22 protein-coding genes are annotated in these 15329 nt (G+C 65.4%); 3 read left to right on the forward strand and 19 right to left on the reverse strand.

Features of this window, described 5'->3' with window-relative positions; all coding sequences use genetic code 11:
• Positions 1-12 precede the first annotated feature (12 nt).
• From tatC to hisB, 10 genes are all read right to left on the reverse strand, one after another.
• Positions 13-762, reverse strand: coding sequence for a twin-arginine translocase subunit TatC (gene tatC, locus METFAM1_RS0109880; RefSeq protein WP_019919449.1), 750 nt, complete (start codon positions 760-762; stop codon positions 13-15).
• Positions 759-1217 carry a Sec-independent protein translocase protein TatB gene (gene tatB, locus METFAM1_RS0109885; RefSeq protein WP_019919450.1) on the reverse strand — a complete coding sequence of 153 codons (459 nt, stop codon included), beginning with the start codon at positions 1215-1217 and terminating at the stop codon, positions 759-761. Before tatB ends, tatC begins: the two co-directional genes overlap by 4 nt.
• A gap of 73 nt (positions 1218-1290) precedes the next feature.
• On the reverse strand, positions 1291-1512 hold the full coding sequence (gene tatA / locus METFAM1_RS0109890) for a Sec-independent protein translocase subunit TatA (protein ID WP_019919451.1): 222 nt from the start codon (positions 1510-1512) through the stop codon (positions 1291-1293).
• A 4-nt stretch (positions 1513-1516) separates the two neighbouring features.
• Entirely contained in the window at positions 1517-1876 is a 360-nt protein-coding gene (locus tag METFAM1_RS0109895; protein WP_019919452.1) for a histidine triad nucleotide-binding protein, read from the reverse strand.
• A 63-nt stretch (positions 1877-1939) separates the two neighbouring features.
• The gene (locus tag METFAM1_RS0109900; protein ID WP_019919453.1) at positions 1940-2266 is read right to left on the reverse strand and encodes a phosphoribosyl-ATP diphosphatase; all 327 of its coding nucleotides are present in this window, start codon (positions 2264-2266) and stop codon (positions 1940-1942) included.
• Positions 2263-2652 carry a phosphoribosyl-AMP cyclohydrolase gene (hisI, locus tag METFAM1_RS0109905; RefSeq protein WP_019919454.1) on the reverse strand — a complete coding sequence of 130 codons (390 nt, stop codon included), beginning with the start codon at positions 2650-2652 and terminating at the stop codon, positions 2263-2265. The genes METFAM1_RS0109900 and hisI overlap by 4 nt, the downstream gene beginning before the upstream one ends.
• Positions 2652-3422: an imidazole glycerol phosphate synthase subunit HisF gene (hisF, locus tag METFAM1_RS0109910; protein WP_019919455.1), complete on the reverse strand. Its 771-nt coding sequence runs from the start codon at positions 3420-3422 to the stop codon at positions 2652-2654. Before hisF ends, hisI begins: the two co-directional genes overlap by 1 nt.
• A 30-nt stretch (positions 3423-3452) precedes the next feature.
• A complete protein-coding gene (gene hisA, locus METFAM1_RS0109915; RefSeq protein ID WP_019919456.1) occupies positions 3453-4199 on the reverse strand; it encodes a 1-(5-phosphoribosyl)-5-[(5-phosphoribosylamino)methylideneamino]imidazole-4-carboxamide isomerase in 747 nt (248 codons plus the stop codon).
• Between the two features lie 70 nt (positions 4200-4269).
• Positions 4270-4905 carry an imidazole glycerol phosphate synthase subunit HisH gene (hisH, locus tag METFAM1_RS0109920; protein WP_019919457.1) on the reverse strand — a complete coding sequence of 212 codons (636 nt, stop codon included), beginning with the start codon at positions 4903-4905 and terminating at the stop codon, positions 4270-4272.
• 48 nt (positions 4906-4953) lie between these two features.
• Positions 4954-5541, reverse strand: coding sequence for an imidazoleglycerol-phosphate dehydratase HisB (gene hisB / locus METFAM1_RS0109925; protein ID WP_020163575.1), 588 nt, complete (start codon positions 5539-5541; stop codon positions 4954-4956).
• 160 nt (positions 5542-5701) lie between these two features.
• Here hisB and hisC point away from each other — a divergent pair, with 160 nt between their 5' ends.
• From hisC to METFAM1_RS0109940, 3 genes are all read left to right on the forward strand, one after another.
• Positions 5702-6769 carry a histidinol-phosphate transaminase gene (gene hisC, locus METFAM1_RS0109930; protein WP_024300620.1) on the forward strand — a complete coding sequence of 356 codons (1068 nt, stop codon included), beginning with the start codon at positions 5702-5704 and terminating at the stop codon, positions 6767-6769.
• A 57-nt stretch (positions 6770-6826) separates the two neighbouring features.
• The gene (locus METFAM1_RS0109935; protein WP_019919460.1) at positions 6827-7378 is read left to right on the forward strand and encodes a hypothetical protein; all 552 of its coding nucleotides are present in this window, start codon (positions 6827-6829) and stop codon (positions 7376-7378) included.
• Between the two features lie 165 nt (positions 7379-7543).
• The gene (locus METFAM1_RS0109940) at positions 7544-8266 is read left to right on the forward strand and encodes a PEP-CTERM sorting domain-containing protein (RefSeq protein ID WP_024300621.1); all 723 of its coding nucleotides are present in this window, start codon (positions 7544-7546) and stop codon (positions 8264-8266) included.
• On the opposite strand, the gene METFAM1_RS0109945 is transcribed toward METFAM1_RS0109940, so the two are convergent.
• From METFAM1_RS0109945 to METFAM1_RS0109985, 9 genes are all read right to left on the reverse strand, one after another.
• Positions 8263-9081, reverse strand: coding sequence for a DUF2189 domain-containing protein (locus METFAM1_RS0109945; RefSeq protein ID WP_024300622.1), 819 nt, complete (start codon positions 9079-9081; stop codon positions 8263-8265). The genes METFAM1_RS0109940 and METFAM1_RS0109945 overlap by 4 nt on opposite strands.
• 105 nt (positions 9082-9186) lie before the next feature.
• Positions 9187-10494 (reverse strand): histidinol dehydrogenase, encoded by a 1308-nt coding sequence (hisD, locus tag METFAM1_RS0109950; RefSeq protein ID WP_019919463.1) that lies wholly within the window; start codon positions 10492-10494, stop codon positions 9187-9189.
• Positions 10491-11135: an ATP phosphoribosyltransferase gene (gene hisG / locus METFAM1_RS0109955; protein WP_019919464.1), complete on the reverse strand. Its 645-nt coding sequence runs from the start codon at positions 11133-11135 to the stop codon at positions 10491-10493. The genes hisD and hisG overlap by 4 nt, the downstream gene beginning before the upstream one ends.
• A 27-nt stretch (positions 11136-11162) precedes the next feature.
• Positions 11163-12425, reverse strand: a complete 1263-nt coding sequence (gene murA / locus METFAM1_RS0109960) for a UDP-N-acetylglucosamine 1-carboxyvinyltransferase (protein WP_019919465.1) — start codon at positions 12423-12425, stop codon at positions 11163-11165.
• Positions 12426-12432: 7 nt separating this feature from the next.
• Entirely contained in the window at positions 12433-12666 is a 234-nt protein-coding gene (locus METFAM1_RS0109965) for a BolA family protein (protein WP_019919466.1), read from the reverse strand.
• Between the two features lie 2 nt (positions 12667-12668).
• Positions 12669-13427 (reverse strand): ABC transporter permease, encoded by a 759-nt coding sequence (locus METFAM1_RS0109970; protein WP_019919467.1) that lies wholly within the window; start codon positions 13425-13427, stop codon positions 12669-12671.
• Positions 13427-14341 (reverse strand): ABC transporter ATP-binding protein, encoded by a 915-nt coding sequence (locus tag METFAM1_RS0109975; RefSeq protein ID WP_029644340.1) that lies wholly within the window; start codon positions 14339-14341, stop codon positions 13427-13429. Before METFAM1_RS0109975 ends, METFAM1_RS0109970 begins: the two co-directional genes overlap by 1 nt.
• A gap of 47 nt (positions 14342-14388) precedes the next feature.
• Positions 14389-14688 carry an STAS domain-containing protein gene (locus tag METFAM1_RS0109980; RefSeq protein WP_019919469.1) on the reverse strand — a complete coding sequence of 100 codons (300 nt, stop codon included), beginning with the start codon at positions 14686-14688 and terminating at the stop codon, positions 14389-14391.
• On the reverse strand, positions 14685-15329 hold the full coding sequence (locus tag METFAM1_RS0109985; protein WP_019919470.1) for an MlaC/ttg2D family ABC transporter substrate-binding protein: 645 nt from the start codon (positions 15327-15329) through the stop codon (positions 14685-14687). Before METFAM1_RS0109985 ends, METFAM1_RS0109980 begins: the two co-directional genes overlap by 4 nt.

Here is a 15329-nt window from a genome sequence, read left to right on the forward strand (position 1 = left end):
TCAGGCGGAAGATCAGGCCGCCGCGTCCCGCTCGTCGTCGCGGGCCGGCGATCGGCCGGTGAAACGCGCCACCACGATTCCGAGTTCGTACAGCACGCACAGCGGAATGGCCAGCATCAGCTGCGACACCACGTCCGGCGGCGTGACGACAGCGGCCACCACGAAAGCGCCGACGATCACGTAAGGACGCGCCTCCCTCAGCTTTTCAATGCTGACGATGCCGAAACGCACCAGCACGATCACCACCACCGGCACCTCGAAGGTGACGCCGAAGGCGGTGAACATGGTCAGCACGAAGCTGAGGTACTGCTCGATGTCCGGCGCCGGCGTGATGCTCTTCGGGGCGAACTCCGAAATGAAGTGGAACACCGTCTTGAACACGAAGAAGTAGCAGAAGGCCATGCCCGCCAGGAAGAGCAGCGTGCTGGCGACGATCAGCGGCAACCCGAGCCGCTTCTCGTGCGCATACAGGCCCGGTGCCACGAAGGCCCACGCCTGGTAGAGCACCACCGGCAGGGCGATCAGGAAGGCGACCATCATGGTCACCTTGACCGGCACGAAGAAGGGCGTGACGACGCCGGTGGCAATCATTTTCGTGCCTTCCGGCAGCGCGATCATCAGCGGGCGCGCCAGCAGGTCATAGATGTCGCCGGCCCAGGGCATCAGGCAGATGAACACGATGACGATGGCCGCCACCGCACGCAACAGCCGGTCACGCAGTTCGACCAGATGGGAGATGAAACTTTCGGTCTGCTCGCTCATGTCTTGTCGGACGACACCGGTTTGGCTTCCGGCGGCGGAATATCGAGGGAGAGCTGGCCGGACACGGGCTCAGGCGCGGGCACGGCTGCCGGCGCCGGCTCGGCGGTCTGCGCGGCCGTCTCGGCCTGCTCGATCGCCGCGTACTTTTCCTGTTCGGCCATCGCGGCGCGCATCTGGTCGCTCAGGCCATCGACCTCCTTGGCGACCGAACCGGTCGCCTCGTTGGCCTGACGCTCCACTTCGCGCACCTGCTGTTCGACCTGGGATTGCAGCTTGCGCAATTCCTCGAGCTGCATTTCCTTCGAAATATCCGCCTTCACGTCACTGACGTAGCGCTGCAGCCGGCCCAGCAGATGGCCGGCCGTACGGGCAACGCGCGGCAGGCGCTCGGGACCGAGCACGATGAGCGCCACGATGCCGATGATGAAAAATTCGGAGAAACCGATGTCGAACATGGGGACGTGGAAATGAGCCGGGCGGGCCGACAGCCCGCCCGGTGAATGAAGGAGCGGCCGGTGGCCGCCGCGATCAGGACTTGACCTTCTCTTCCGCCTTCACGTCTATCGTGTGACCGACGCTCTGGGTCGGCTGGTCGGCCGGAGCGCTGCCTTCGGCGCCCTTCATGCCTTCCTTGAAGCCCTTGACCGCGCCGCCGAGATCGGAGCCGATGTTGCGCAGCTTCTTGGTGCCGAATACCAGAAGCACGATGACGAGCACGACGAGCCAGTGCCAGATGCTGAATGAACCCATGGGATTACCTCTCGGAAACGATCATGGGCGGCAGGGGATGGTCGCCGCCCAGAACATGCATGTGAAGATGATACACCTCCTGCCGACCCACCTTTCCGCAGTTGATGATGGTGCGGAAACCGTCCTCGGCACCTGCCATACGGGCCAGTTCACCCGCCTTGGAAAGCATGCGGCCGAGTACGGCCTCGTGCGCTCCGTTGGCGTCGTACAGCGTTGCGACGTGCATCTTCGGGATGATCAGGAAATGCACCGGCGCCTGCGGGTTGATGTCGTGAAAGGCGTAGATCAGGTCGTCCTCGTACAGCTTGCGCGACGGGATCTTGCCTTCGATGATCTTGCAGAAGATGCAGTTGGGGTCGTGCATGGTGTCAGTCTGTCCGTGAGGTCGGGAGTTTCAAATACGTGTATTACCGTATTGCGAGCATGATCAGCCGTTCGTGCGCGAGCGCTTCTCGTCGATGCCCGAAATGCCCTCACGGCGGCGGAATTCATGCAGCACGTCGTCCACCGTCAGGCCGTGATGGGCCAGCAGCACCATGGAGTGGAACCACAGGTCGGTCACCTCGCGCACGACGTGGCCGACGTCGCCATCCTTGGACGCCATGATGGTCTCTGCCGCTTCTTCGGCCACCTTCTTGCAGATCGCGTCGGTGCCCTTGTGGAACAGCGAGGACACATAGGACGAACCGGGCTCGGCGCTCTTGCGCTCGGCGATGGTCTGCGCAACGCGGCGCAGCACTTCGATGTCGATCATTTGTATATCTCGTCCGGGTTCTTGATGACCGGGTCGACCTCGTCCCAGTGGCCATCGGTCAGCGAGTGGAAGAAGCAGCTGTGGCGGCCGGTGTGGCAGGCGATGCCGCCGGTCTGTTCGACCTTCAGCAGCAGCACGTCGCGGTCGCAGTCGAGGCGGATGTCGAGCACCTTCTGCGTGTGACCGGATTCCTCACCCTTGTGCCACAGCTTGCCGCGCGAGCGTGACCAGAACACCGCCTCGCGCAGTTCTGCCGTGCGGACCAGCGCGTCACGGTTCATCCAGGCGAACATGAGCACGTCGCCGGTCGATGCCTCCTGCACGATGACCGGCAGCAGACCTTTGTCGTCCCAGTCGATGGCGTCGATCCAGGCTGGTGCGCTCATCACAGACGCACCTCGATGCCGCGCTCTCGCATCCGTTCCTTGGCCTCGCGCACCGTGTGCTGGCCGAAGTGGAAGATGCTGGCCGCCAGTACGGCGTCGGCGCCGCCCTCGACCACGCCGTCAACCAAATGGTCGAGATTGCCGACGCCGCCTGAGGCGATGACCGGAATGCGCACCGCGTCCGACACGGCACGGGTCAGCGCGAGGTCGAAGCCGTTCTTGGTGCCGTCGCGGTCCATGCTGGTAAGCAGGATTTCGCCGGCACCGAGCGCTTCGACCTTCTGCGCCCACTCGACCGCGTCGAGTCCGGTCGGGTTGCGGCCGCCGTGCGTGAACACTTCCCAGCGCGGCTGGCCATCGCGATCGTCAACGCGCTTGGCGTCGATGGCGACGACGATGCACTGCGAGCCGACCTTGCCGGAAGCACGCGCCACCAGTTCGGGATCCTTGATCGCGGCGGTGTTCATGCTCACCTTGTCGGCGCCGGCATTGAGCAGGCGACGCACGTCCTCGACCGCGCGCACGCCGCCACCGACGGTCAGCGGGATGAACACCTGTTCGGCCACCTGTTCGACCACGTGCAGGATGATGTCGCGCGCGTCCGAACTGGCCGTGATGTCGAGAAAGGTCAGCTCGTCGGCGCCCTGCTCGTCGTAGCGACGGGCAATCTCGACCGGATCACCGGCGTCCTTCAGCGACACGAAATTGATGCCCTTGACCACGCGGCCGGCGTTGACGTCCAGACAGGGAATGATGCGCTTGGCTAGCATGTCGTTTCCGCGCCTTGCGCGATGTGAAGTTCAGCTTGCGCCGTTGAGACGGTCGGCTTCCGCCTGGGCCGCCGCAAAATCCAGCGTGCCTTCGTAAATGGCTCGACCGGTGATCGCACCGATCACGCCTTCGTCCTCGACCGCACAGAGACCGCGGATGTCGTCCAGATTGGTGACGCCGCCCGACGCGATGACCGGAATGCGCAGCGCCTGCGCCAGCTTCACGGTGGCGTCGATGTTCACGCCGCTGAGCATGCCATCGCGACCGATGTCGGTATAGACAATGGCTTCGACGCCCTGATCCTCGAATTTCTTCGCCAGATCGATCACGTCGTGGCCGGTCATCTTGGACCAGCCGTCCACCGCCACCTTGCCATCCTTGGCGTCGAGGCCGACGATGATGTGGCCGGGGAAGGCGCCGCAGGCGTCATGGACGAAGCCCGGACTCTTGACCGCCGCGGTACCGATGATGACGTAGCTGATGCCGTCGTCGAGGTAGCGCTCGATGGTGTCGAGATCGCGGATGCCGCCGCCGAGCTGGATCGGGATTTCGTCGCCCAGCTCCTTGACGATGGCCTTGATCGCCGATTCGTTCTTCGGCTTGCCGGCGACGGCACCGTTGAGGTCCACCAGATGCAGGCGGCGCGCGCCGGCATCGAGCCAATGGCGGGCCATAGCAGCCGGGTCTTCCGAAAATACGGTCACCACATCCATATCACCTTGCTTCAGGCGTACGCAGTGGCCGTCCTTGAGGTCGATGGCGGGAATGAGCAGCATGGCGCGAGTCGTGTCGTGTCAGGGAGAGTGGAAGGGAGAAGTCCCCGACGGCATCGTCGGGCACCAGGTATCAGGGCATCCAGCCGATGAAGTTGGCCAGCAGGCGCAGACCGGCGTGCGCGCTCTTTTCCGGGTGAAATTGCACCGCAAAAATATTATCGCGCGCTATCGCACTGGTAAAGGCTGCGCCGTAGGAGGTTTCGCCCGCGGTCAGCGCGGCATCGACCGGCTGCACGAAGTAGCTGTGCACGAAATAGAAGCGTTCGTCATCGGCGATGCCGCCCCACATCGGGTGCGGTCGCGTCTGTTTCACGCCGTTCCAGCCCATGTGCGGCACCTTCAGCCGGGCACCGGACACCGGATCACGCGGGTCGACGAAGCGCTTCACGTCACCCGCGAGCACGCCGAGGCCGGGCACGTCGCCTTCCTGGCTGTGCTGGAACAGCATCTGCAGCCCGATGCAGATGCCCAGGAAAGGCTTGTTCGCGGCGGCGTCGAGCACTGCGCCGCGCAGGTCGCGCGCGTCGAGTTCGCGCATGCAGTCGGGCATGGCGCCCTGCCCCGGGAATACGACGCGGTCGGCGCCGGCGACGACGCGCGCGTCGCTGCTTACGATAACCTCAGCTTCGGGTGCGACGTGCTCGATCGCCTTGGCGACCGAACGCAGATTGCCCATGCCGTAATCGATGATGGCAACGCGAGTCATGAGTGCGGCTTGATCAAAAAAGGGAGAAGCGCTGGAATCCCGGCGGGCTCAGAGCGAACCCTTGGTCGACGGCATCTGGCCCGCCGCGCGCTCGTCGCGCTCGCTGGCGGCGCGCAGCGCGCGGGCAAAGGCCTTGAATACGGTTTCGCACTGGTGGTGCGCGTTGATGCCGCGCAGATTGTCGATGTGCAGCGTCACCAGCGCGTGATTGACGAAGCCCTGGAAGAATTCGCGTGTCAGGTCGACATCAAAATCGCCGATGCGGGCGCGGGTGAAGTCGATGTTGTACTCCAGCCCCGGGCGGCCGGACAGGTCAACCACGACACGCGACAGCGCCTCGTCCAGCGGAACGTAGGCATGGCCGTAGCGACGCAGGCCCTTCTTGTCGCCAACCGCCTTCGCGAAGGCCTGGCCCAGCGTGATGCCGACATCTTCCACCGTGTGGTGGGCGTCGATGTGCAGGTCACCCTTGGCGATGATTTCGAGGTCGATCAGACCGTGGCGAACGATCTGGTCCAGCATGTGATCGAAGAAGGGCACGCCGGTGTCCAGCTTGCCCTGGCCGGTTCCGTCGAGATTGATGCGCACCGTGATCTGGGTTTCCAGGGTGTTGCGCGTGATTTCGGCTTGCCGCATGAAGATGGTCGCTTCGGTGATTCGTCCCGGCTGCACGCCGGAACAGGGATGGCCGGATGATAACATCGACTTGCAACGGGCCACGCCAGCCTGCGTGCAGCGCAACACGCCCCGCCATGTAACAGTCACATTGAACCGTCACACCATCGCCCGCGCCATCATGAGCCAGTTCTGGAGCCCCGTCGTCCACACCCTCTCGCCCTACACGCCGGGCGAACAACCGAAGATCGACGGGCTGATCAAGCTCAACACCAACGAGAACCCCTATCCGCCCAGCCCGCGCGCCGTCGCGGCCATGCAGGCCGAACTGGACGTGGACGGCGACCGGCTCAAGCTCTACCCGGAACCGACCGGACTGATGCTGCGCGAGGCAATCGCGGCGCACTTCGGCGTGGGCAGCGACCAGGTATTTGTCGGCAACAGCTCGGACGAAGTGCTGGCGCACACCTTCATCGGCCTGCTCAAGCACGACCGGCCACTGCTGTTCCCGGACATCACCTACAGCTTCTATCCGGTCTATTGCAGGCTGTACGGCATCGACTATCAGTGCGTGCCGCTGGACGCCCAGTTCGCGATCCGTGTCGAAGACTACATCGAAGCCCGCCCCGGCGCCGTCATCTTTCCAAACCCCAACGCACCGACTGGCCGTCTGCTGCCGCTGTCCGACATCGAACGGCTCGCGTCGGCGCTGCCGGACAGCCCCATCGTGATCGATGAGGCCTATATCGACTTCGGCGGCGAGTCGGCAGTCGCGCTGGTGGCCAAGCACCCCAATCTGCTGGTGACGCAGACACTGTCGAAATCGCGTTCGCTGGCCGGCCTGCGCGTCGGCTTCGCGATCGGTCAGCCGGCGCTGATCGAAGGCCTGACGCGGGTGAAGGACAGCTTCAATTCCTACCCGCTCGACCGCCTGGCGCTGGCCGGCGCCACTGCAGCGGTGCAGGACCGCGAGTGGTTCGACCAGACCCGCCGCCGCGTCATCGCCAGCCGCGAGCGGCTGGCTGAAGAGCTGACCACACTCGGCTTCGAAGTGCTGCCGTCGGCCGCCAACTTCCTGTTCGCACGTCACCCGCGACACGACGCGGCTGCGCTGTCGGCCCAGCTGCGCGAACGGCGCATCCTGGTCCGTCACTTCAAGGCGCCGCGCATCGACCAGTTCCTGCGCATCACGGTGGGCACCAATGCGCAGTGCGACGCGCTGGTCGAGGCCCTGCAGGACATCGTCTGACGCGCTGGAGCGCTTCTTGCTGAACGTGAGAGGTCTTCGTCCCTCACCCGTTCAGCCATGCGCCTTACCCGCCCGCTTTTCCTTTCCGCACTGACGCTCGGCCTGCTCGCCGGCTGCACCAGCGTGTCCTTCAAACAGGGAGCAGGCGGCGCCGACTATCGGCGCGACGAACGCGCCTGCATGGGCACCACCACGGAGCGGACCGCCTTCATCCAGTGCATGGAGACGAAAGGCTGGTGGACGCGCTCGACCGAGGAACTGTCGCAGATCACGCTGGTGTCGGTCGAAGAAAGCGACGCCGCCGCCGAGGCGCAGCCGGCGACTCCGGCCGATGCGCCAGCGCCAGCGGCCGCCCCGGCGAAGCCTGCACCCCGGACCACCACCACCATCGCGCCGGCAGTCGCCGCGCCGAAGGACCCGCTGGCCCGACTGCGCATCGCGATGTGGTCGAAGATGGGCGCCGGGGCGAACGAGCTGATCGCCGACCAGACGCAGTGTCTGTCCACGCTGGGCGAGGCCCACGCGCCAGACACCACCGCCGGCACCGTCACCCGCGGACTGTACGAGTGCCTGCGCAAGCAAGGCTGGACCGGCCTGACTTTCCGCTGAATATTCTTTTTGCATATTTGGTGCCGATGTCATAGATTGACGTCGGGTGGGCGCACACACATCAACCATTACATCGCCTGAGCGGTCTCGCAGCCGCTGGAGACACACCACCCCCGGCAGGCCGTTCCATCCGGAACGGCCGCGTTCATTCAGGAGGAGGTGTTCATGTTTTCAGCAAGAATGCTGTGCATCGCGTCGCTGTGCCTGTCGGCACAGGGCGCCCACGCGCTCGGAGCGGGCGATATCGCGTTTACCGCTTTCAACGCGGACGAGGACGGCTGGGCCATCGTCGCGCTGACCGATCTGGCGGCCAACAGCACGATCTACTTCACCGACAGCAACTGGGACGGCGCCGCCTTCACCAGTGCCGAAGGCTTCCATACCTGGCAGACCGGCGCCGGCATCATCACGGCCGGCACTGTCATCCGTTTCAGCGACATCGATCAGGCAGGTCGCGCCGCATCCGCCGGCAGCCTGAGCGGCACCGGCAATGCCGCGCTCAGCAGCACGGCCGACACGCTCTACGCCTATGTTGGCAGCGGCAGTTCGGCCCCGACCACCTTTCTTGCCGCCGTATCGTCGGAAGGTGCAGCGGCCGCCGCAACGGCCCTGGGCGCGGCCGGACTTACTGCCGGGGTGAACGCGATCGCACTGCCCGCCAGCACCGATTACGCCAGCTACACCGGCTCACGCAGCGGCGCCGCCGATTTCGCGGCCTACCGCAACACGGTGAATGACGTCGCCAACTGGACCGCGTTTACAGACGGCGTTCACGCCGATGCCGTGCCCGACACGACGCCGTTCGCAGTCTCCGCCGTGCCGGAAGCGTCGACCGCCCTGATGATGATGGCGGGGCTCGGCGTGCTGGGCCTGTTCCGTCGGCGCTAGGCAAGGGCTTCCGGGCGCTGGAGAGGTTCGATCAGCGCCCGGTAGGCGTGCCAGGTGGCATGCCCTACCAGCGGCATCAGCACGATCAGGCCAAGAAAGAAGGTCAGGAAGCCGATCACCGCGAAGATCACGATGAGCGCGGCCCACACCAGCATCGGCCCCGGGTTGTGGCCGAGCGCGAACAGGCTGGCGAGGATGGAGGTCACTGCGTCCTGTCGGCGGTCCAGCATCAGCGGAATGGCGACCACGCTGGCGCCGAACACCAGCGACGCGAAGATGAAGCCGACCACCGCGTAAGCCATCAGGAATTCGACGTTCTGCAGCGTCAGCACCTGTTCGAGGAAGTGATCCACCGACGGCATCTGCGTCGTGTAGAACAGCGCGAACACCACCAGCGAGGCGCGCGCCCACACCAGGAAGATGATGATGAGAATGACGGCGAATACGCCGATCGCGCCGGCATTGTGGCCGCCGGCGGTCAGCGAGTGCGCCAGCACCGGCGGCTGCCCTGCCTCGCGCTGGCGGGACAGGTCGTACAGGCCCAGCGACAGGAAGGGTCCGAGCAGCAGGAAGCCGCAGACAAGCGCCGAAGTCAGGTGATAGGCGTGGCGGAACACCGTGGTCAGCACCAGCCCCATGAAGGCGAAACAGGCGCCATAGAACAGGCTGCCGCCGGGACTCGCACGCATGTCCTGAAACGCCCGGCCAAGCCAGTCGAAACAGGCGAACAGCCCGACTTCACGCACCACCGGGAAAGGTAGATCCTGCGCATCCCCGACGGCTTGTGGCGCTTCGGGGTGTTCGGACTGCTGCATGGCTGCTCCCTGATCGGTTCACTGCTGCAACGACGTGCGCATGACCGGTCAGGTCGGGCGCACGACCCGGGCGCCACTGTACGCCGGGTCGTGGCCGCGTGGAAGTCAGTCCTTCAGGCGCATCTCAGCCGAGCGGGCGTGTGCCTGCAGGCCTTCGCCATGAGCCAGCACCGATGCGATGCGGCCCAGCTTCTGCGCGCCCTCGGCTGAAATATCGAGGATGGAGGTTCGCTTCTGGAAATCGTACACGCCCAGCGGACTGGAGAAGCGCGCGCTGCGCATGGTCGGCAGCACGTGGTTCGGGCCGGCGCAGTAGTCGCCCAGCGCCTCCACCGAGTAATGACCGAGGAACATGGCGCCGGCGTGGCGGATGCTATCGACCAGCGCTCGCGGATCTTCGGTGCAGATTTCCAGGTGTTCGGGCGCGATGCGGTTGGCCAGGTCGCAGGCCTCGGCCAGGTCGCGCACCTTGATCAGCGCGCCACGGTTGGCAAGCGAGATGGCGATGGTGTCGCGGCGCGGCATTTCCGCCAGCAGACGGTCGATCGACGCGTGCACGCGGTCGAGGAAGGCGGCGTCGGTGCACAGCAGGATGGACTGCGCCAATTCGTCGTGCTCGGCCTGGGCGAAAAGATCCATCGCCACCCAGTCCGGATTGCCGTGGCCGTCGGAAATGATGAGCACCTCGGACGGCCCGGCCACCATGTCGATGCCGACCGTGCCGAACACGCGCCGCTTGGCGCTGGCGACATAGGCGTTGCCCGGGCCGACGATCTTGTCCACCTGGGGAATGGTCTGCGTGCCGTAGGCGAGCGCCGCCACCGCCTGCGCACCGCCTATCGTGAACACGCGATCAACGCCGGTGATCGCTGCAGCAGCCAGCACCAGCGGATTGCGTTCTCCGCCCGGCGTCGGCACCACCATGATCAGTTCCTTGACGCCCGCGACCTTGGCCGGAATGGCGTTCATCAGCACCGAACTGGGATAGGACGCCCGCCCGCCCGGCACGTAGAGGCCGACGCGGTCCAGCGGCGTCACTTTCTGGCCGAGGCGAGTGCCGTCGGCTTCGGCGTATTCCCAGGAATCCTGTTTCTGGCGCTCGTGATAGAGCCGCACGCGGTCGGCCGCTTCGGCCAGCGCGGCGCGCTGCGTATCGCTCAGTCCGGCGTAGGCGGCGTCAAGCTCGCTGCGCGGCAACTCCAGCTCGACCATGGACGCGCAGTCCATGCGGTCGAAACGGCGCGTGTACTCGATGACCGCCTCGTCGCCGCGCCCCCGCACGTCGCGCAGGATGCCGGCGACCGCCGTTTCGATCGCGTCGTCGGTCGAACTTTCGAAGGCCAGAAGCGTATCCAGCCGATCGAGAAAATCGGGGGCGCCGGAGTCGAACCGGCTGATCTTCGTCACGCTCATGCCTGCACCGCCCCCTGAATCGCCTCCAGGATGGGGGTGAGCAGATCGTGCTTCACCTTGAGCGCCGCCTGATTGATGACCAGACGCGAGCTGATGTCCATGATGTGTTCGACCTCGACCAGATTGTTCGCACGCAGAGTGCCGCCGCTGCTGACCAGATCGACGATGGCGTCGGCCAGCCCCACCAGCGGCGCCAGTTCCATCGATCCATACAGCTTGATCAGGTCGACGTGGACGCCCTTGGCGGCGAAATGTTCGCGCGCGGTGTGCACATACTTGGTCGCCACCTTGAGCCGCGCACCGCGGCGCACTGCCTGTTCGTAATCGAAACCCGCCGGCACGGCCACGCTGAGGCGGCAACGCGCGATGTTCAGGTCGATGGGCTGGTAGAGGCCGGCGCCGCCGTGTTCCAGCAGCACGTCCTTGCCGGCGATGCCGAGATCGGCGGCGCCGTACTGCACATAGGTCGGCGTGTCGGAGGCGCGCACGATGACCAGGCGCACGTCCGGCCGGTTGGTGCCGATGATGAGCTTGCGCGACGACTCCGGGTCGTCGGTCGGTACGATGCCGGCCGCGGCCAGCAGTGGCAGCGTTTCTTCGAAGATGCGCCCTTTGGACAGCGCCAGGGTGATGCCTTGCACGGTGTGCCTCGTATGGATGGCGTGTCGTCAGGACACGCGGCGGACGGTGGCGCCGAGCGCGCTGAGCTTCTGCTCGATGCGCTCGTAGCCGCGGTCCAGATGATAGATGCGCTCGATCAGCGTTTCACCGCGCGCCACCAGGCCGGCGATGATGAGGCCGGCCGAGGCGCGCAGGTCGGTCGCCATCACGGTCGCGCCGTCGAGCTGCGCCACGCCCTGCACTACCGCCGTATTGCCGTCGATGCGGATGTCGGCGCCCAGACGAGCCAGTTCGACCGCGTGCATGAAACGGTTCTCGAAAATCGTCTCACGGATGATGGCCGTGCCTTCGGCCACGGTGTTGATCGCCATGAACTGCGCCTGCATGTCGGTCGGGAAGGCCGGGTAAGGCGCGGTGCGGATGGACACCGCCTTCAGCTTGTCCGGCGCCTTCAGCACGATGGCTTCGAAGGACGGCGACTTCTCGGTGCGAATGTCGCAGCCGGCATCCATCAGCTTGTCGATCACTGCGTCCAGATAGCCGGCCGAGGTGCCGGTCAGGCGGATTTCGCCGCCAGCGGCGGCGGCGGCACACAGATAGGTACCGGTCTCGATGCGGTCCGGCATGATGCGATGGGTCGCACCATGCAGGCGCTCGACGCCCTGGATACGGATCACGTCGGTACCGGCGCCGGAAATGCGCGCACCCATCGCGACCAGGCAGTTGGCCAGATCGACCACCTCCGGCTCGCGCGCGGCGTTCTCGATCACCGTCTCGCCGTCTGCGAGCGCACCGGCCATCATCAGGTTTTCGGTGCCGGTCACCGTCACCATGTCGGTGAACAGGCGCGCGCCCTTGAGCCGCGACGTGCGCGCGACGACATAGCCGTGCTCGACCGCCACCTCGGCGCCCATCGCCTGCAGACCCTTGATGTGCTGATCGACCGGGCGCGCGCCGATCGCGCAGCCGCCAGGCAGCGACACGCGCGCCTCGCCGCAGCGGGCGACCAGCGGGCCGAGCACGAGGATGGAGGCGCGCATGGTTTTCACCATCTCGTAGGGCGCCACCGGGTTGTTCAGACCGGACGCGTCCAGCGTGACGGTCGAACCGTCGCGCTGCACCGCCACGCCCATCTGCGCCAGCAGCTTGAGCATGGTGCCGATGTCGTTCAGCTGCGGCACATTGGTCAGCGTGAGCGGTTCGCGCGTCAGCAGCGCTGCACACAGGATGGGCAGCGCCGCGTTCTTCGCGCCCGACATTTCGGCCTCGCCTTGCAGACGATGGCCGCCTTCGATCAACAGCTTGTCCATCGAGCGATCAGGCCTTCCACTCGTCCGGCGTCAGCGTCTTCATCGACAGCGCATGGATTTCCTCGCGCATGCGGTCGCCCAGCGCGGCATAGACCAGCTGGTGGCGGCGCACGCTGCGCAGGCCTTCGAAGGCCGTCGACACGATGATGGCCTCGAAATGCTGGCCGTCACCAGCGACCTGACAGTGCTGGCACTCGATGCCGGCGGTGATGGAAGCCTGGATGCTTTCGGGAGTGACCATGTTCAACTTCTCAGTTTGTAGCCGCGCGCCAGCATGTTCAGCGTGATGCCCGCAAGCACCGCGAAACTGCCGGCCGCGACCAGGGCGCTGATCCACGGGGAAACGTCCGACTGTCCGAAGAAGCCGTAACGGAAACCGTCGATCATGTAGAAAAAAGGGTTCAGGTGCGACACCGCCTGCCAGAAGTCGGGCAGCGTGTGTATGGAGTAGAACACACCCGACAGGAAGGTGAGCGGCATCACGACGAAATTCTGGAAAGCGGCCAGCTGGTCGAACTTGTCGGCCCAGATGCCCGCAATCACGCCGAGACTTGCAAGAATTGCTCCACCCACCGTGGCGAAAAACAGTATCCACAGTGGGTGGGCATACGAAAGTTCGACGAACCACAGCGTCACCAGCCAGACGCCTGCGCCGACCACCAGGCCACGGATGACCGCGGCGAGCACATAGGCGGCGAAGAACTCGCGGTAGGAAATCGGCGGCAGCAGCACGAACACGATGTTTCCGGTCACCTTGGACTGGATCAGCGACGACGAACTGTTGGCGAAGGCGTTCTGCAGCAGGCTCATCATGACCAGCCCCGGCACCAGGAAGGCGGTGTAGCTGACGCCGCCATAGACGTCGACCGTGCGGTCGAGCACGTGCGAAAACACCAGCAGATAGAGCAGCGCGGTCAGCACCGGCGCGCCGACCGTCTGGAAGCTCACCTTCCAGAACCGCAGCAGTTCCTTGTACAGCAGGGTGCGCAGCGCCATGCTCATCAGGCGGCCTCCTGCATCATGGCGATGAACACGTCCTCGAGATCGGGCTTCACCAGTTCGATGTCGTCGAGTACAACGCCGGCCGCGTGCAAGCGAGCGAGACAGGCCGCCACGTCATCCGCGCTGTCGAGCACGATGGCAACCCGGCCGTCCGGCGTGGCGCGCGCCATCGTACGAAACTCGGCCGGCAACGCGGCGCCGCTGCCCAGACGCAGGCGCAGCGTCTGCTGCACACGGCGCGACAGCAGGTCGGTCGTCCGTTCCAGGGCCACTACGCGGCCCTGCTTCAGCATGGCGATGCGGCCGCACAGGCTTTCCGCCTCTTCCAGGTAGTGCGTGGTGAGCACGATGGTGTGGCCCTGCTTGTTCAGGTCGCGTACGAAGGCCCACAGACCCTGGCGCAGTTCCACGTCGACACCGGCGGTCGGCTCGTCGAGCACGATCAGCGGCGGCCGATGCACCAGCGCCTGCGCCACCAGCACGCGACGCTTCATGCCGCCCGACAAGCGACGCATATTGACGTCCGCCTTCGCGTCGAGATCGAGCCGGTGCAGGATTTCGTCGATCCAGTCGTCGTTGCGGCGCAGGCCAAAATAGCCGGACTGGATGCGCAACGTTTCGCGCACGGTGAAGAAGGGATCGAACACCAGTTCCTGCGGCACGACACCCAGCCGGGCGCGCGCGGCGCGGTAGTCGGTCACCGTATCGTGCCCGAGCACGCGGATCGAGCCGGAATCGGCACGGCACAGGCCGGCCATGGCCGAGATCAGCGTGGTCTTGCCGGCACCGTTCGGCCCGAGCAGGCCAAAGAACTCGCCCTGCTTCACGTCGAGCGTAACGTGGTCGAGCGCCTGCAGCGAACCGAATCGCTTGCAGACGCCCTCGATCAGCAAGGCAGGGGTGGAATCAGGCATGAAAGAACTACGTACCGGCCACCGGGGGAGGCCGGAAGAGACACATATCAGCGAGCGGTCGCGTCGTCGGCATCCAGCCCGCAATAGGACGACACCTCGTACAAAAGAGCCAGGCTGGTCAATCCGGCCGGTGCGCCGGTGACCGGCAGCGGGCCATCGCTGCCGCCGCTCGCGCGTTCCCACGCGAGCAGCACGGCGATGGCCGAAGAATCGACGTCCTCGACCGCGGACAGGTCGATGGACGTTGCCGAGGGCAGCAGCGCGAGGCCGGCGTCGCGCAGCGCCATCGCCTCGGGCAGTCGCATCGTGCCGCTGACGCGGAGCACGCCGTTGTCGAGTGCGATCATTTGGCCGCCGCGGCGGGTGCGGGCAGCGGAGCCGGCACGTTCGAAGCGTTCTTGGCGCGCAAGGTCTTCACCAGACCATCGACACCACCGGCACGAATCTCTGCGGCAAAGGTTTCGCGATAGTTGGTCACGAGGCTGACGCCCGACACCATCACGTCGTACACCTTCCAGCCCTCTTCCTTCTTCTCCAGCGCGTAGTCGAGGGGGATCGGGCGACCGCCCGGCTGATTGATCTGGGTGCGCACCGTCACGTCGGTGTCGGCAGCGCCCATCTTGAACGGGCGGTAATCGATGGTCTGATTGCGGTAGCTGGTCAGCGCGTTCGAATAAGTGCGGACGAGAAGGGTGCGGAACTCTTCAGTCAGCACCTTCTTCTGTTCGGGCGTCGTCGCGCGCCACTCCTTGCCCAGCGCCAGCGCCGTCATGCGCGTGAAATTGAAATGCGGCAGCACGCGGGTTTCGACCAGTTCCGCCGTCTTGGCCGTATCGCCGGCCTTGATCGACGGATCGGTGCGCAGCGTGGTCAGGACATCTTCGGTTACTTCCTTGACCAGCACGTCGGGCGCCTTCATCACGTTCGCCTGCGCGACCGCACTTGCCGTGAAGGCAATCATCAGCAATTGAACAAAGCGCTTGAACAT

Source organism: Methyloversatilis discipulorum, assembly GCF_000527135.1.
Taxonomy (GTDB): Bacteria; Pseudomonadota; Gammaproteobacteria; order Burkholderiales; family Rhodocyclaceae; genus Methyloversatilis; species Methyloversatilis discipulorum.

Excerpts from the sequence above, each read along its gene's own strand:
- METFAM1_RS0109980 (WP_019919469.1), bottom strand. The coding sequence starts at position 14,688 with ATGATCGCACTCGACAACGGCGTGCTCCGCGTCAGCGGCACGATGCGA.
- tatC (WP_019919449.1), bottom strand. The coding sequence starts at position 762 with ATGAGCGAGCAGACCGAAAGTTTCATCTCCCATCTGGTCGAACTGCGT.
- hisF (WP_019919455.1), bottom strand. The coding sequence starts at position 3,422 with ATGCTAGCCAAGCGCATCATTCCCTGTCTGGACGTCAACGCCGGCCGC.
- hisH (WP_019919457.1), bottom strand. The coding sequence starts at position 4,905 with ATGACTCGCGTTGCCATCATCGATTACGGCATGGGCAATCTGCGTTCG.
- tatA (WP_019919451.1), bottom strand. The coding sequence starts at position 1,512 with ATGGGTTCATTCAGCATCTGGCACTGGCTCGTCGTGCTCGTCATCGTG.
- hisB (WP_020163575.1), bottom strand. The coding sequence starts at position 5,541 with ATGCGGCAAGCCGAAATCACGCGCAACACCCTGGAAACCCAGATCACG.
- hisC (WP_024300620.1), top strand. The coding sequence starts at position 5,702 with ATGAGCCAGTTCTGGAGCCCCGTCGTCCACACCCTCTCGCCCTACACG.
- METFAM1_RS0109965 (WP_019919466.1), bottom strand. The coding sequence starts at position 12,666 with ATGGTCACTCCCGAAAGCATCCAGGCTTCCATCACCGCCGGCATCGAG.
- murA (WP_019919465.1), bottom strand. The coding sequence starts at position 12,425 with ATGGACAAGCTGTTGATCGAAGGCGGCCATCGTCTGCAAGGCGAGGCC.
- METFAM1_RS0109985 (WP_019919470.1), bottom strand. The coding sequence starts at position 15,329 with ATGTTCAAGCGCTTTGTTCAATTGCTGATGATTGCCTTCACGGCAAGT.
- METFAM1_RS0109970 (WP_019919467.1), bottom strand. The coding sequence starts at position 13,427 with ATGAGCATGGCGCTGCGCACCCTGCTGTACAAGGAACTGCTGCGGTTC.
- METFAM1_RS0109940 (WP_024300621.1), top strand. The coding sequence starts at position 7,544 with ATGTTTTCAGCAAGAATGCTGTGCATCGCGTCGCTGTGCCTGTCGGCA.
- METFAM1_RS0109935 (WP_019919460.1), top strand. The coding sequence starts at position 6,827 with ATGCGCCTTACCCGCCCGCTTTTCCTTTCCGCACTGACGCTCGGCCTG.
- hisA (WP_019919456.1), bottom strand. The coding sequence starts at position 4,199 with ATGCTGCTCATTCCCGCCATCGACCTCAAGGACGGCCACTGCGTACGC.
- hisD (WP_019919463.1), bottom strand. The coding sequence starts at position 10,494 with ATGAGCGTGACGAAGATCAGCCGGTTCGACTCCGGCGCCCCCGATTTT.
- METFAM1_RS0109895 (WP_019919452.1), bottom strand. The coding sequence starts at position 1,876 with ATGCACGACCCCAACTGCATCTTCTGCAAGATCATCGAAGGCAAGATC.
- hisI (WP_019919454.1), bottom strand. The coding sequence starts at position 2,652 with ATGAGCGCACCAGCCTGGATCGACGCCATCGACTGGGACGACAAAGGT.
- METFAM1_RS0109975 (WP_029644340.1), bottom strand. The coding sequence starts at position 14,341 with ATGCCTGATTCCACCCCTGCCTTGCTGATCGAGGGCGTCTGCAAGCGA.
- METFAM1_RS0109945 (WP_024300622.1), bottom strand. The coding sequence starts at position 9,081 with ATGCAGCAGTCCGAACACCCCGAAGCGCCACAAGCCGTCGGGGATGCG.
- METFAM1_RS0109900 (WP_019919453.1), bottom strand. The coding sequence starts at position 2,266 with ATGATCGACATCGAAGTGCTGCGCCGCGTTGCGCAGACCATCGCCGAG.
- tatB (WP_019919450.1), bottom strand. The coding sequence starts at position 1,217 with ATGTTCGACATCGGTTTCTCCGAATTTTTCATCATCGGCATCGTGGCG.